The following is a 12831-nucleotide window of genomic DNA, read 5'->3' on the forward strand; positions in this document are numbered from 1 at the left end:
GATGGCGGCCGTCTCCGTCGCCGGCTCCGCACCGCCCGGGCCGCGCGTCCGCACCCGCGGCGAGCGCCGGGTGCGCCGCTCCACGACATACGCCACGTAGGACAGGATCAGGCACAGCGCGACGTAGATCGCCCCGCCGACGATGGCGGCCGGCACGAGCGGCGCGCCGTAGACGGCGTTGGAGCCGATGAGCTTCACGAAGTAGAGCAGCTCGGGGTAGGTGATGATGAAGCCCAGCGCGGTGTCCTTCAACGTCACGACCAGCTGTGCGATGACCACCGGCATCATGGCGCGGATCGCCTGCGGCAGCACGATCAGCCGCAGCACCCCGGACTTGCGCAGCCCGATGGCGTAGCCGGCCTCGCTCTGCCCGCGGGGCAGCGCCTCGACCCCGGCACGGACGACCTCGGCGAGCACGGAGCCGTTGTAGGCGACGAGGGCGATCACGACGGCCCAGTAGGTCGGCATCTTGATGCCGACGACCGGCAGCCCGTAGTAGAGCAGCATCATGAACACGAGCACCGGGACGGCCCGGAGCACCTCGACGATCCAGGCGACCGGGACCCGCAGCCAGGCGTGGTCGCTCAGCCGGCCGATCGCCAGCACGAACCCGAGGATGAGCGCACCCGCCGCCGCCGCGCCGAACGCCGCCAGGGTGCGACCGGCCGCGGCCGCGAACTGCGCCCAGATCGTGGTGTAGCCGAAGATCTCCCACTTCTCGGCCGAGAACTGCCCGGTCGCGGCGAGCCGCCACACCACCCAGCCGAGCGCGCCGGCCACGACGAGCACGGTGACCGCGCCGAGGACGCGGTTGCGCAGCACCGCGCGCGGACCGGGCGCGTCGTAGAGCACGGAGCCGCTCATCGCGCGATCCTCCAGCGGTTCTCGAGGTATCGCTGCAGCCAGGCCAGCAGCAGCACGAGCGCCACGAACACCACCGCCACCCACAGCAGCACGACGAGCTGGTTCTCGCCGCGTTCGCTGAGCCACGATCGGATCGACCCGAGGTTGAGGACGGAGAACCCGGCGGCGACGGTCGTGTTCTTCAGCAGCGCGATGAGCACGCTCATCATCGGGGGGATGACCGAGCGCGCCGCCTGCGGCAGCACGACGAGCGTCATGACCTGGCCGAACGTGAGCCCGAGGGCGCGTGCCGCCTCGGCCTGCCCCACCGGGACCGTGTTGACCCCCGAGCGCAGCGTCTCGGCGACGTATGTCGCCGTGTACACGCCCACCGCCGCGACCGCGAGCGGCAGCGCGTCGATCCGCTGGTCCAGCAGCTGGGGGAGGCAGAACGCGAAGGCGAACATCACCAGCGTCAGCGGGGTGTTGCGGATCCAGTTGACGTACACCGCGCCGACCGCCCGCGCGATCGGCACCGGCGAGACGCGCATCGCGCCGACGATCGTGCCGAGCACGAGGGCGATCAGACCGCCGACCAGGAAGAGCACGAGCGTGCCCCAGAGGGCCTCCGCCCACAGGTCGAGGTTGTCCGTGACTGCTCCCATGATTCGCTCCGTAAGTTCATTGAGACTCCATCCGGTCAGCTCACGGGATCGACGTCCGGCTGTGTCGCCGTGACGCCCGAGGCGCCGAGGTTCTTCTCGAAGATCGCCTGCCAGGTGTCGCCGCCGTCGGTGAGGACGTCGTCGAAGAACTGCGCGAGCGCGGTGTCTCCCAGCGTCAGGCCGATGCCGTAGCGCTCCTCGCTGAACACGTCGCCGACGACCTTGAGGTTGTCGGGGTCCTGCGCGGCGTAGCCGATGAGGATCGCCTCATCGGTGGTGACGGCGTCCACCTGGCCGCTCTTGAGGTCCTCGACGCACTGCGAGTAGGTGTCGTACTCCTTGGTCTGGGCCGGTGTCTCGTCCTTGATCCGCTGGATCGAGGTGGAGCCGGTGGCCGAGCACACCGTGTCGTCGGCGGTCAGCGAGTCCTCCCCCGTGATCGAGTCGTTGTCGGCGGCGACCAGCAGTCCCTGGCCCGTGACGAAGTACGGTCCGGCGAAGGAGACCTGCTGCTTGCGCGAGTCGGTGATCGAGTACGTGCCGACGTAGTAGTCGACGTCGCCGTTGATGATCGCCTGCTCACGGTTCGCCGAGGCGACCGCCTTGTACTCGATCTGGTCCTCGTCGTAGCCGAGGGATGCGGCCATCCACCGCGCGATGTCGATGTCGAAGCCGCTGCGCTCCCCCGTGACCGGATCGAGGTAGCCGAGACCCGGCTGGTCCTCCTTGACGCCGATCACGACCTTGCCCGCGGACTGGATCCGCTCGAAGGTCGGGCTGTCGGGGATCGACACATCGGTCGCGACCTCCCACAGCGCCCCGCTCGATTCGCTGGAGTCCGACCCCGGGGTGCCGCTGTTGCAGCCCGCCAACGCCAGCGCCGCGACGGCGGCCCCTGCCGTGAGGGCCAGGATTCGTGTGATTCGCATGTGATCCTCCTCGTTCCGTATCAATATCGCCGCGCCGGTGCGAGCGCGGACGTCTCAGTGGGTCAGCAGCTTGGACAGGAAGTCCTTCGCACGCTCGGAGCTCGGGCGGGTGAAGAACTCCTCCGGCGGCGCCTGCTCGACGATCTGGCCGTCGGCCATGAACACGACGCGGTCGGCCGCCTTCCGGGCGAAGCCCATCTCGTGGGTGACGACGATCATGGTCATGCCGTCCTCGGCGAGCGCGGTCATCACGTCGAGGACCTCGGTGATCATCTCCGGGTCGAGGGCGCTGGTGGGCTCGTCGAAGAGCATGACCTTCGGGTTCATCGCGAGGGCTCGCGCGATCGCGACCCGCTGCTGCTGACCGCCGGAGAGCTGCGCGGGGAGCTTGTCGGCCTGTTGCCCGACCCCGACGCGGTCGAGCAGCGCACGCGCCTCGCGCTCGGCATCCGACCGTCTCACCTTCTTGACCTTGATCGGCCCGAGCGTGACGTTCTGGAGGATCGTCAGATGCGAGAACAGGTTGAACGACTGGAAGACCATTCCCACGTCGGCGCGCAGCGTCGCCAGCGCCTTGCCCTCGGCGGGCAGACGCTGCCCGTCGATCTCGATCGTGCCGCTGGTGATCGTCTCGAGGCGGTTGATGGTGCGGCACAGCGTCGACTTGCCCGACCCGGACGGCCCGATCACCACGACGACCTCGCCGCGGTGGACGGTCAGGTCGATGTCCTTCAGCGCGAGGAACTCTCCGTAGTGCTTCTGCACGCCCGACAGCACCACGAGCGGGTCGCCGCGGCGCACCGAGATGTTCGAGGTGCGCGGGTCGGAAGCGTCTGAGGGCGTCATCCGGACAGGCTAGGAACCGGCGAGGCCTCCGCTCAGGCTTTCCACAGGTCTCTCATCGAACTCTCATCCGCCGTCCGCGCGCTGCGCGAAGGCGGACTCGTAGAGGCACACGCTCGCGGCCGTGGCGAGGTTCAGCGACTCGGCGCGGCCGTAGATCGGCACCCGCAGCGCGGTGTCGGCCAGGGCCAGCGCCTCGTCGGTCAGCCCGTGCGCCTCGTTGCCGAAGAGCCACGCGGTCGGCTCGGCGAGGATGCCGGTCGCCCGGGCGGCGAGCAGGTCGTCGCCCTTCACGTCGGCGGCGACGACCCGCAGGCCCGCCGCGGTCACCGCGGTCGCGGCGTCGGCGAGCTGGCCGGCGCGGGAGACCGGCACGTGGAACAGGGAGCCGGTCGTGGCGCGCACGACCTTGGGATGGTACAGGTCGACGGTGCGGCCGGTGAGGAGGACCGCGTCGGCGCCCACGGCGTCCGCGGCCCGGATGATCGTGCCGAGGTTCCCGGGGTCGCGCACCTCTTCGCAGATCGCGATCAGACGCGGGGCGGCGGCCAGCACGTCGCGCAGCGAGGTCGGGAACTGCCTCGCGACGGCGACGATGCCCTGCGGGGTGACCGTGTCGGCCATGCTCTCCAGCACGGCCTCGGTCGCATAGGTGACCTCGATCCCGGCCTCGCCGGCGGTCTCGCGCAGATCGGCATGACGCTCGGCCGCCGAGGGCGTCGCGAACAGGTCGACGATGGCTTCGGGGCGGAAGGCGATCGCCTCCCGCACGGCCTGCGGCCCCTCCAGCAGGAAGTGCCCGGTCTCGTCGCGGGCGGCACGTTTGGCGAGCTTGGCGACGGCGCGCACGCGCGGTGAGCGCGGATTCTCCAGCACGGCCCCATCCTAGGGGCGCGCCGCCGTGGAACGACGAAGGGACGCCCCCGGGCGGGGACGTCCCTTGCGGCGGATGCGGGGTTACGCGGAGGCCTTGGCGGCGTTCACGTCGGCCGGCAGCGCGGCCTTGGCGGTCGCGACGAGCGACGCGAAGGTCTTCGGCTCGTTCACGGCCAGCTCGGCGAGGATGCGCCGGTCCACCTGCACGCCCGCCAGGCCCAGGCCCTGGATGAAGCGGTTGTAGGTGAGGCCGTTGGCGCGGCTCGCGGCGTTGATGCGCTGGATCCACAGGCGACGGAAGTCGCCCTTGCGCTTGCGACGGTCACGGTACGCGTAGACGAGCGAGTGGGTGACCTGCTCCTTCGCCTTGCGGTACAGGCGCGAACGCTGTCCGCGGTAACCGGAGGCGCGCTCGAGGATGACGCGACGCTTCTTGTGGGCGTTGACTGCCCGCTTGACTCTAGCCATTGTTCTGTGTTCCTAACGTGCGGCGGACGCCTCAGCGACCGAGGAGCTTCTTGGCGACCTTCGCGTCGCCCGGGGCGAGCACCTGCTCCTGCGAGAGGCGGCGCGTGCGCTTGGTCGGCTTGCCCTCGAAGTTGTGGCGGAGGTTCGCCTGCTGCTTCATGAGCTTGCCGCTGCCGGTGATCTTGAAGCGCTTCTTGGCACCCGAGTGGGTCTTCTGCTTCGGCATTTCTCTTCCTTCGTTGTGGTTCCCGACGTCGCGGGGGTCGTGGGGGGCCTATTCGGCCGGCGTCGGGGCGTCGCTGCGCGCCTGGCGCGCGGCATCCCGGTTGGCCTGACGTGCGGCGTTCTGCTCCGCCTTGGCCTCGGACTTGTTCTTGTGGGGCGCGATCACCATGACCATGTTGCGGCCGTCGAGCGTGGGGTTCGACTCGACCGTGCCGAACTCCTCGACGTCCTCCGCGAACTTGCGCAGCAGCTTCGCACCCATCTCGGGCTTGTTCTGCTCACGGCCACGGAACAGGATCATGGCCTTGACCTTGTCTCCGGACTGGAGGAAGCCCTCGGCGCGCTTGAGCTTGGTCGCGTAGTCGTGGGCTTCGATCTTGAGCCGGAACCGGACCTCCTTGAGGACCGTGTTGGCCTGGTTGCGGCGGGCCTCCTTGGCCTTCTGCGCTGCCTCGTACTTGAACTTGCCGTAGTCCATGATCTTGACCACGGGGGGCTTCGAGTTGGGGGCCACCTCGACCAGGTCGAGATCTGCCTCCTGAGCCAGACGCTGCGCAACCTCGATGCGGACGACGCCCACCTGCTCCCCGTTGGGGCCGACGAGGCGGACCTCGGGAACGCGGATGCGGTCGTTGGTGCGGGGATCGCTGATGCGGAACTCCTCTGAGATGGCGGTCGTGCCACCGCGGCGCGGGTGCGACACGGGCGGAAGAGGCGCACGCCACCCGCCGGCGTTCTCACGCCGGCTTCATGCACCCTGACTGCCTCCCCTGCGGGGAGGCGGAGTGCGATGACCCGGTAGCCTGGAACGGCCAACGCGGGTGGGATGTGATCCTCTTTCGATCGGAGCAGACGCTCCGATGCCCGCTCAGTCTAGCAGAAAGCGCACCGTGGACCCGACGCAGCCCCATTCGCACCCGCACGACCACGAGCGCGAAGCGGAGTGGGCCCGGCAGGAGCAGGCGGCCGCCGCGGCGACCCGCGACATCGCCGACGTGCCCGCGGTGGAGGTCATCACGACCGCCGCCGTGCATCTGATGAGCGCTGCGGCGGTGAAGGTGGGCCTGGCGGACGACCCCGGCACGCAGACCGACCTCGACGAGGCGCGCAAGCTCATCACCGCGCTGGCGGGGCTCATCACGGCCGGTGCGCCGGAGATCAGCGACATGCACGCCCGGTCGCTGCGCGACGGGCTGCGCTCCCTGCAGCTCGCGTTCCGCGAGGCGTCGGTCATCCCCGACCCCATCGGCGCCGGCCCCGGCGAGAAGTGGACCGGTCCGGTCACCTGACCGACGCCGGGTCAGCGGTGGAGCTTGACCGCCAGCGAGTCGACCAGCGTCGCGACCCGGTCGTCGGCGGCCCACCGGCGCGCGAGGCGTGCGAGCACGGCATCCAGCGCATCCTGCTCGAGCCCCGCCGCCAGCTGCAGGTGCACGACGAGCTCCGGGCCCCGGCCACGTCCCTTCGGGTCGCCGGGGGTGAGGGCGAGGTCGAGCACGGCGAGCTCGCCGCCGATGCTCTCCTGCAGCCCGCGGTACACGTCCGGCGAACGCCACGACGGCTCCCACGGCTCGCCCTTGCCGATCGCCCACACGGCGGGACGGCGAAGGAGGAACTCGGTGTCCGAGCCGGGGTCGATCACGATCAGGTCCGTGTCGTCACCCGCGGCGGCCAGGGCCGTACGGACGCCGTCGGCCGGCACCGGCCGGGCGGAGCCGTCCCAGGCGGCGAGCGTCGTCACGGACGTGAACACCGGCAGTACACGGCGTCCGTCCGCCGCCGCCACCGTCACGATCGACAGCTCCTGCGTCTTGTCGACGGCCAGGCCCGTCGGCCCGACGCCCTCGTCGCCCCGCTGCGCGATGAGCGGGATCAGCAGACGCGCCGCGCGGTACGCCTCGACCACCGCGATCTCGTCGCCGTCGCCGGCCCGGAACCCGGTCAGCGCCGCCAGCAGCGCGGGGTCGGCGGAGCCGTCGTCGCCGGTGTGCGGGTTGGGCTGGAACGCCCGGCCCTCCCACGGGACGCCGGCGGAGTCGGCGCCGTGGTCACAGGCGCCGTGGCCGCGATCAGCGTCCGGCGACATCCAGCGCCTCGGCGAGCGTGAACGCGCCCGCGTACAGCGCCTTGCCGACGATCGCGCCCTCGACGCCCAGCGGCACGAGCTCGCGCAGCGCGGCGATGTCGTCGAGGCTCGAGATGCCGCCGGAGGCGACGACGGGCTTCGGTGTGCGCGTGGTCATCTCGCGCAGCAGCTCGAGGTTCGGGCCCCGCAGCGTGCCGTCCTTGGTGACGTCGGTGACGACGTAGCGGCTGCAGTTCGCCTCCTCCAACCGGCCCAGCACGTCCCACAGGTCGCCGCCTTCGCGGGTCCACCCCCGCGCGGCGAGCGTCGTCCCGCGCACGTCGAGGCCGACCGCGATCGCCTCGCCGTAGCGGCCGATGACGTCGGCGGCCCACTCCGGGTTCTCCAGCGCGGCGGTGCCGAGGTTGATGCGGGCGGCACCGGACTCCAGCGCCGCCTCCAGGGTCGCGTCGTCGCGGATGCCGCCGGACAGCTCCACCTGCACGCCCTTGACCGCCTTGATGGCCTTGCGCAGCACGACCGCGTTGCTGCCGCGGCCGAACGCGGCGTCGAGGTCGACGAGGTGGATCCACTCGGCGCCCTGCCGTGCCCACTCCAGCGCCGCGTCCACCGGGTCGCCGTAGCCCGTCTCGCTGCCCGCGGCACCCTGCGTGAGGCGCACCGCCTGGCCGGCCGCGACGTCGACGGCGGGCAGCAGGATCAACCGGGGGGTGGCGGCGAAATCGTTCATGGCTCCTCGTGTTCCGCACGGTCACGCGCCGCACGCACGAGGTAAGAGACTAGTGCGCGCGCAGGCTCGAGACCCAATTGGACAGCAGTCGGATGCCGGCGGCTCCGGACTTCTCCGGGTGGAACTGCGTGGCCGACAGCGGTCCGTTCTCCACGGCCGCAAGGAACGGCGAGCCGTAGTCGCACCAGGTCAGCACCGGCGTGGGGAACGGCGGCTGGGTCTGCAGCAGCCACTCCTGCGCCGCGAAGGAGTGCACGAAGTAGAAGCGCTCGTCCTCGATGCCGTCGAACAGCACGGACCCGGCATCCGGACGCACCGTGTTCCAGCCCATGTGCGGCAGCACGGGCGCGTCGAGCTCGGTGATGACGCCGGGCCACTGGCCGAGCCCGTCGGTATCGTCACCGCGCTCGACGCCACGGCCGAACAGCACCTGCATGCCGACGCAGATGCCGAGGACGGGGCGTCCGCCCGCCAGACGCCGGTCGATGAGGTCGTCGCCGCGACTGGCGCGCAGCGCGTCCATCACGGCGCGGAAGGCGCCGACGCCGGGCACGACGAGGCCGTCCGCCTCGTGCACGAGCACCCGGTCGGAGCTCAGCCGCGCGTCCGCGCCCGCGGCGACGAGGGCCTTGACCGCGGAGTGGACGTTCCCCGACCCGTAGTCGAGGACGGCGACGAGGGGGGCGTCGGTCACAGCGCACCCTTGGTGCTGGGGATGCCCCGCACCAGCGGGTCGAACGCCTTCGCCTGCCGGAAGGCCCGCGCGAAGGCCTTGTACTCGGCCTCGGCGATGTGGTGCGGGTCGCGGCCCGCGAGCACGTTCACGTGCACCGTCAGCCCCGCGTGGAACGCGATGGCCTCGAAGCTGTGGCGCACCATCGAGCCGGTGAAGTGACCGCCGATGAGGTGGAATTCGAAGCCGGCGGGCTCTCCGGCGTGCACGAGGAACGGGCGGCCGCTGATGTCGACGACCGCCTGCGCGAGCGCCTCGTCCAGGGGCACGAGCGCGTCGCCGTACCGCGAGATCCCGGCCTTGTCGCCGAGAGCCTGCCGGATCGCCTGGCCGAGCACGATCGAGACGTCCTCGACCGTGTGATGCACGTCGATGTCGATGTCGCCGGTCGAGGTCACCCGCAGATCGGTCAGCGAGTGCTTCGCGAACGCGGTCAGCATGTGGTCGAAGAACGGCACGGATGTCGAGATCTCGCTCGTGCCGGTGCCGTCGAGGTCGAGCGACAGCTCGACGGTGGACTCGCTCGTCTGGCGGCGCAGGGAGGCGGTTCGGGACGCGGCGCTCATGCCCCCGAGTCTATCGAGGCCAGCGCCTCGAGGAATGCGGTGGTCTCGGCCTCGGTTCCCGCCGTCACCCGCAGGTGGTGCGGGATGCCGACGTCGCGGATCAGCACGCCGCGGTCGTACAGCGCCCGCCATGTCGCGGCCGGATCGTCGACGCCGCCGAACAGGACGAAGTTGGTCCACGAGTCGTGGGCGACGTAGCCCAGGGCCTCCAGCGTCGCCGAGATCCGGTCGCGCTGCGCGACGATCTCGTCGACCATGCCGAGCATCGTCGGCGCGTGGCGGAGCGCCGCGAGCGCCGCCGCCTGCGTGAGCGCGCTCAGGTGGTAGGGCAGGCGCACGAGCCGCAGCGCGTCGACGACCGCGGGATCGGCGGCGAGGTATCCGACGCGTGCGCCGGCGAAGGCGAACGCCTTGCTCATCGTGCGCGAGACGACCAGGCGTTCCCGACCCGGCAGCAGCGTGAGCGCCGACGGCGCCTCACGCGGGGCGAACTCGAAGTACGCCTCATCGACGATGACGATGCCGCGCGCGGCCTCGTACGCCGCCTCGACGACCGCCAGCGGGAGCGGAGTGCCGGTCGGGTTGTTCGGCGCGCAGAGGAACACGACGTCCGGGTCCGCCGCGGCGATCTGGTCCGCCGCGGACTCCGGCGTCAGCGTGTAACCCGCATCCCGTCTCCCCGCGATCCACGAGGCGCCGGTCGCGCCCGTCAGCAGCGGGTACATCGAATAGGTGGGGGTGAACCCCATCGCGGTGCGGCCCGGCCCGGCGAACGCCATCAGGATGTGCTGCAGCACCTCGTTGGAGCCGTTCGCCGCCCAGATCTGCTCCCGGGTGAGCCCCTCGCCGAGGTAGCCGGCGAAGGCCTCGCGCAGTTCGGTGAACTCGCGGTCGGGGTAGCGGTTGATGTCGCGCAGCGCCCGGGCGACCTGGTCGAGGATGTCGTCGGCGACGTCCTCGGGCACCGGGTGCGTGTTCTCGTTGACGTTCAACGCCACCGGCAGCGGCACCTGCGGCGCCCCGTACGGCACCTGACCGCGGAGATCGTCGCGTATCGGCAGATCCTCGAGTCGGGTGCTCATCCCCCCATCGTAAAGGGGACGCCACTCACCGATCCGCGTACTGCGCGGGGATGGCGAGACGCTCGCCCGCGACCACGGTGGCGTCGCCGAGCGCGTTCAGCCGCATGATCGCGTCGACCACGTCGCGCGGATCGGCGTCCGGCGCCACCTCTTCGGCGATCGACCACAGCGTGTCGCCGGAGCTCACCGTCACCGTCTCGAACGCGCCGGTCGCCGCCCCGTCCTCGCCGGACGCGACCGCCGGAGCATTGCCCAGGACGGCGAGCGCGATGACCACGACCACGGGAGCCGCGGCCAGCGCCGCGAGCACTCGACGACCGCGGGCGGTCAACCGCAGGCGCGTGCTGACGACCGGACGAGGGGCGAACTCGATCGTGGACATCTGTTTTCCTTCCGATGGTGAGAGATTCGGACCCGGCGCTCGGCCGGGAGAGCCGGATCCGAATCTCTGCTCCGAACATATCTTCGACTTATGATGTTGTCAAGCGCCGTCTCCGTTCCGCGATGTTCCGAAGAGACACGCGGCCCGGTTGCCGCCGGCGGCGACGACGACCGGATACGGTTTCGACACGGACACCGAATCACCCACCTCCGACATTCGAAGGCCCGGGCGGTTCCAGAGCGAGGGATTCAGGCAGATGAGCGCAGCGGAGAAGCCGCAGACCCGGCGTCGCAAGAGCCTCAGCGACAAGCAGCTGGCGATCCTCGAGGTCATCCAGCGCTCGATCGCGCGGCACGGCTACCCGCCGAGCATGCGCGAGATCGGGGATGCCGTCGGGCTCAAGTCGCTCTCGAGCGTGACGCATCAGCTCAACCAGCTCGAGCTCAGCGGCTATCTGCGACGGGACCCCGGCAAGACGCGCGCGATGGAGGTCCTCATCGATCTGCCGGGCTCGGCCGCCGAGAACCCCGCCGACGGTGCGCCTGCCGTCGCGGACGCCGCGCTGGTGCCCCTGGTCGGACGCATCGCCGCCGGCATCCCGATCACCGCCGAGCAGCAGGTGGAGGAGGTCTTCCCGCTGCCGCGCCAGCTGGTCGGCAAGGGCGAGCTGTTCATGCTGAAGGTCTCCGGCGAGTCGATGATCGACGCCGCGATCTGCGACGGCGACTGGGTCGTGGTCCGGGCCCAGTCCACGGCCGACAACGGCGACATCGTGGCGGCCATGCTCGACGGCGAGGCGACCGTGAAGACGTTCCGGCAGCGCGACGGCCACACCTGGCTCCTCCCGCGCAACTCCGCGTTCGAGCCCATCCTGGGCGACGAGGCCGTCGTGCTGGGCAAGGTCGTCGCCCTCATGCGCGCGGTCTGATCCCGGTCGACGCCGCCGACACGGCGCCGTAGCGTGGTCGGGTGACCGAGACGCTCCCCTACGGCTCCTGGCCGTCCCCCGTGACCGCCGAGGCCGTGACCGCCGCCGCTCCCCGACTGGACGGGGCTCGCTTCGTCGGCGACGAGATCTGGTGGGGCCAGTCGGTGCCCGAGGAGGGCGGCCGGGTCGCCGTCCTGCGGCGGACGGCCGACGGTGCGATCGCGACCGTGCTGCCCGCGCCGTGGAGCGCCCGGTCGAGCGTGCACGAGTATGGCGGCGGGGCGTGGACGGCGACGGACGCCGCCGAGCTGCTGTTCGTGTCGCAGGCGGACCAGCGCGTGTGGGCGCTGCATCCCGGCGGACGACCGCGTCCGCTCACCCCGGACGACGCCGGGATGCGCCACGGCGGGCTGAGATGGGAGGCGGGCCGGCTGCTCGCGGTCCGTGAGCGGGCGAGCGGCGGACGGACGCCGGTGCGCGAGATCGTCGGCATCCCGCTCGACGACTCCGGGGTCGAGCCCCGGCACGTCGAGGTGCTCGCCGCCGGCGGCGACTTCCTCGCCCAGCCCGCGCTGTCCGCCGACGGCGGCCGGCTGGCCTGGATCGGCTGGGACCACCCGGCCATGCCGTGGGACCGCACCCGGCTGTGCGTGCGGGATCTGCGCGCAGACGCCGGCCCGACCGTCGTGGTCGACCGGGGCACGGCGCCGCTGCAACCGGTGTGGGACGGCGACGGGCTCCTCTTCGCGGACGACCCGGGCGGCCGCTGGAACCTGTTCCGCGTCGCGGCGGCCGGCGGCGAGCCGATCGCGATCGCACCGGCGGACGCCGACACCGGCGGCGCGCTGTGGGTGCTCGGCGCGCGCTGGTTCGCTCCGCTCGCGGACGCGCGCATCCTCGCGGTGCGCACCGACGGCGCGGACCGGCTCGTCGTGGTGGATGCCGCGACCGGCGAGGCCACGCCGCTGGCGCCCGAGCTGAGTGCAGGCGTGAGCGTCGAGGACGTGCGCGGCACCCGGGCGCTCGTGACCGGCGCCGGGCCCGCGACGGCGACGGCCCTCTGGCTCGTGGACGCGGACACCGGCCGGCTCGAACAGGTCACCCCGCCCTCGCCGGCGCCGTGGGACGCCGCGTGGCTGCCGCGGCCGCGCGAGGTGCGCGCCGACGGCCCGCACGGTGTCGTGCACGCGATCGACTACCCGCCCACGAACCCGGATGCCGCTGCCTCGGAGGGCGAGCTGCCGCCGTACCTGGTGTGGGTGCACGGCGGCCCGACCGGTCATGTCGCGCCCGCGGCGTCCGCGAAGACGGCCTACTTCACCAGCCGCGGCATCGGCGTGCTCGACGTGAACTACGGCGGATCGACCGGCTACGGGCGCGCGTATCGCGAGCGGCTGCGGGGTCGGTGGGGCGTGGTCGACGTCGACGACGTCGCAGCGGCCGCCGCGGCGCTCGCCGCCGCCGGCGTCGCCGAC

Annotated in this window: 17 protein-coding genes; 3 read left to right on the forward strand and 14 right to left on the reverse strand. The window is 71.6% G+C overall.

From position 1 onward, the window contains the following. From QM626_RS09185 to infC, 8 genes are all read right to left on the reverse strand, one after another. Nucleotides 1-864, reverse strand: an 864-nt coding sequence (locus tag QM626_RS09185) for an amino acid ABC transporter permease (protein WP_415076242.1), incomplete at its 3' end; no start/stop codon positions are given. Beyond that, nucleotides 861-1508 carry an amino acid ABC transporter permease gene (locus tag QM626_RS09190; protein ID WP_415076244.1) on the reverse strand — a complete coding sequence of 216 codons (648 nt, stop codon included), beginning with the start codon at nt 1506-1508 and terminating at the stop codon, nt 861-863. The genes QM626_RS09185 and QM626_RS09190, both read right to left, overlap by 4 nt. 35 nt (nt 1509-1543) lie before the next feature. Next, a complete protein-coding gene (locus QM626_RS09195; RefSeq protein WP_415076246.1) occupies nt 1544-2437 on the reverse strand; it encodes a glutamate ABC transporter substrate-binding protein in 894 nt (297 codons plus the stop codon). Between the two features lie 54 nt (nt 2438-2491). After that, nucleotides 2492-3283: an amino acid ABC transporter ATP-binding protein gene (locus tag QM626_RS09200; protein ID WP_415076248.1), complete on the reverse strand. Its 792-nt coding sequence runs from the start codon at nt 3281-3283 to the stop codon at nt 2492-2494. Nucleotides 3284-3346: 63 nt separating this feature from the next. After that, nucleotides 3347-4156 (reverse strand): TrmH family RNA methyltransferase, encoded by an 810-nt coding sequence (locus QM626_RS09205; RefSeq protein ID WP_415076250.1) that lies wholly within the window; start codon nt 4154-4156, stop codon nt 3347-3349. Nucleotides 4157-4237: 81 nt separating this feature from the next. Beyond that, on the reverse strand, nt 4238-4624 hold the full coding sequence (gene rplT, locus QM626_RS09210) for a 50S ribosomal protein L20 (RefSeq protein ID WP_415076252.1): 387 nt from the start codon (nt 4622-4624) through the stop codon (nt 4238-4240). 31 nt (nt 4625-4655) lie between these two features. Beyond that, nucleotides 4656-4850 carry a 50S ribosomal protein L35 gene (rpmI, locus tag QM626_RS09215; RefSeq protein WP_415076254.1) on the reverse strand — a complete coding sequence of 65 codons (195 nt, stop codon included), beginning with the start codon at nt 4848-4850 and terminating at the stop codon, nt 4656-4658. Between the two features lie 48 nt (nt 4851-4898). After that, complete coding sequence (gene infC, locus QM626_RS09220; protein ID WP_415076256.1) at nt 4899-5552, reverse strand: translation initiation factor IF-3; 654 nt, start codon at nt 5550-5552, stop codon at nt 4899-4901. A 157-nt stretch (nt 5553-5709) separates the two neighbouring features. Here infC and QM626_RS09225 point away from each other — a divergent pair, with 157 nt between their 5' ends. Then, the gene (locus QM626_RS09225; protein WP_415076258.1) at nt 5710-6138 is read left to right on the forward strand and encodes a DUF1844 domain-containing protein; all 429 of its coding nucleotides are present in this window, start codon (nt 5710-5712) and stop codon (nt 6136-6138) included. Nucleotides 6139-6149: 11 nt separating this feature from the next. Here the strand turns inward: QM626_RS09225 and QM626_RS09230 are convergent, their stop codons facing one another. The 6 genes from QM626_RS09230 to QM626_RS09255 are packed head-to-tail and all read right to left on the reverse strand — an operon-like array spanning nt 6150 to nt 10428. Continuing rightward, the gene (locus QM626_RS09230; RefSeq protein ID WP_415076260.1) at nt 6150-6935 is read right to left on the reverse strand and encodes an SseB family protein; all 786 of its coding nucleotides are present in this window, start codon (nt 6933-6935) and stop codon (nt 6150-6152) included. Then, nucleotides 6919-7665: a bifunctional 1-(5-phosphoribosyl)-5-((5-phosphoribosylamino)methylideneamino)imidazole-4-carboxamide isomerase/phosphoribosylanthranilate isomerase PriA gene (gene priA / locus QM626_RS09235; protein WP_415076262.1), complete on the reverse strand. Its 747-nt coding sequence runs from the start codon at nt 7663-7665 to the stop codon at nt 6919-6921. Before priA ends, QM626_RS09230 begins: the two co-directional genes overlap by 17 nt. A gap of 49 nt (nt 7666-7714) precedes the next feature. Then, on the reverse strand, nt 7715-8359 hold the full coding sequence (hisH, locus tag QM626_RS09240; protein ID WP_415076264.1) for an imidazole glycerol phosphate synthase subunit HisH: 645 nt from the start codon (nt 8357-8359) through the stop codon (nt 7715-7717). Then, complete coding sequence (gene hisB / locus QM626_RS09245; protein WP_415076266.1) at nt 8356-8964, reverse strand: imidazoleglycerol-phosphate dehydratase HisB; 609 nt, start codon at nt 8962-8964, stop codon at nt 8356-8358. The genes hisH and hisB overlap by 4 nt, the downstream gene beginning before the upstream one ends. Further along, the gene (locus QM626_RS09250; RefSeq protein WP_415076268.1) at nt 8961-10046 is read right to left on the reverse strand and encodes a histidinol-phosphate transaminase; all 1086 of its coding nucleotides are present in this window, start codon (nt 10044-10046) and stop codon (nt 8961-8963) included. The genes hisB and QM626_RS09250 overlap by 4 nt, the downstream gene beginning before the upstream one ends. A 25-nt stretch (nt 10047-10071) precedes the next feature. Beyond that, nucleotides 10072-10428: a LysM peptidoglycan-binding domain-containing protein gene (locus QM626_RS09255; protein ID WP_415076270.1), complete on the reverse strand. Its 357-nt coding sequence runs from the start codon at nt 10426-10428 to the stop codon at nt 10072-10074. Nucleotides 10429-10684: 256 nt separating this feature from the next. Here QM626_RS09255 and lexA point away from each other — a divergent pair, with 256 nt between their 5' ends. After that, a complete protein-coding gene (gene lexA / locus QM626_RS09260) occupies nt 10685-11356 on the forward strand; it encodes a transcriptional repressor LexA (RefSeq protein ID WP_415076272.1) in 672 nt (223 codons plus the stop codon). Between the two features lie 41 nt (nt 11357-11397). Beyond that, nucleotides 11398-12831 (forward strand): prolyl oligopeptidase family serine peptidase (locus QM626_RS09265; protein ID WP_415076274.1); only part of this gene is annotated, 1434 nt, incomplete at its 3' end.

It is taken from the genome of Microbacterium sp. (genome assembly GCF_047606385.1).
Lineage (GTDB): Bacteria > Actinomycetota > Actinomycetes > Actinomycetales > Microbacteriaceae > Microbacterium.

What these genes read in the sequence shown, in the direction of transcription:
- QM626_RS09225 (WP_415076258.1), top strand. Translation starts at nt 5,710, where the DNA reads ATGCCCGCTCAGTCTAGCAGAAAGCGCACCGTGGACCCGACGCAGCCC.
- QM626_RS09190 (WP_415076244.1), bottom strand. Translation starts at nt 1,508, where the DNA reads ATGGGAGCAGTCACGGACAACCTCGACCTGTGGGCGGAGGCCCTCTGG.
- QM626_RS09250 (WP_415076268.1), bottom strand. Translation starts at nt 10,046, where the DNA reads ATGAGCACCCGACTCGAGGATCTGCCGATACGCGACGATCTCCGCGGT.
- QM626_RS09200 (WP_415076248.1), bottom strand. Translation starts at nt 3,283, where the DNA reads ATGACGCCCTCAGACGCTTCCGACCCGCGCACCTCGAACATCTCGGTG.
- priA (WP_415076262.1), bottom strand. Translation starts at nt 7,665, where the DNA reads ATGAACGATTTCGCCGCCACCCCCCGGTTGATCCTGCTGCCCGCCGTC.
- lexA (WP_415076272.1), top strand. Translation starts at nt 10,685, where the DNA reads ATGAGCGCAGCGGAGAAGCCGCAGACCCGGCGTCGCAAGAGCCTCAGC.
- rpmI (WP_415076254.1), bottom strand. Translation starts at nt 4,850, where the DNA reads ATGCCGAAGCAGAAGACCCACTCGGGTGCCAAGAAGCGCTTCAAGATC.
- QM626_RS09195 (WP_415076246.1), bottom strand. Translation starts at nt 2,437, where the DNA reads ATGCGAATCACACGAATCCTGGCCCTCACGGCAGGGGCCGCCGTCGCG.
- hisB (WP_415076266.1), bottom strand. Translation starts at nt 8,964, where the DNA reads ATGAGCGCCGCGTCCCGAACCGCCTCCCTGCGCCGCCAGACGAGCGAG.
- QM626_RS09230 (WP_415076260.1), bottom strand. Translation starts at nt 6,935, where the DNA reads ATGTCGCCGGACGCTGATCGCGGCCACGGCGCCTGTGACCACGGCGCC.
- QM626_RS09255 (WP_415076270.1), bottom strand. Translation starts at nt 10,428, where the DNA reads ATGTCCACGATCGAGTTCGCCCCTCGTCCGGTCGTCAGCACGCGCCTG.
- rplT (WP_415076252.1), bottom strand. Translation starts at nt 4,624, where the DNA reads ATGGCTAGAGTCAAGCGGGCAGTCAACGCCCACAAGAAGCGTCGCGTC.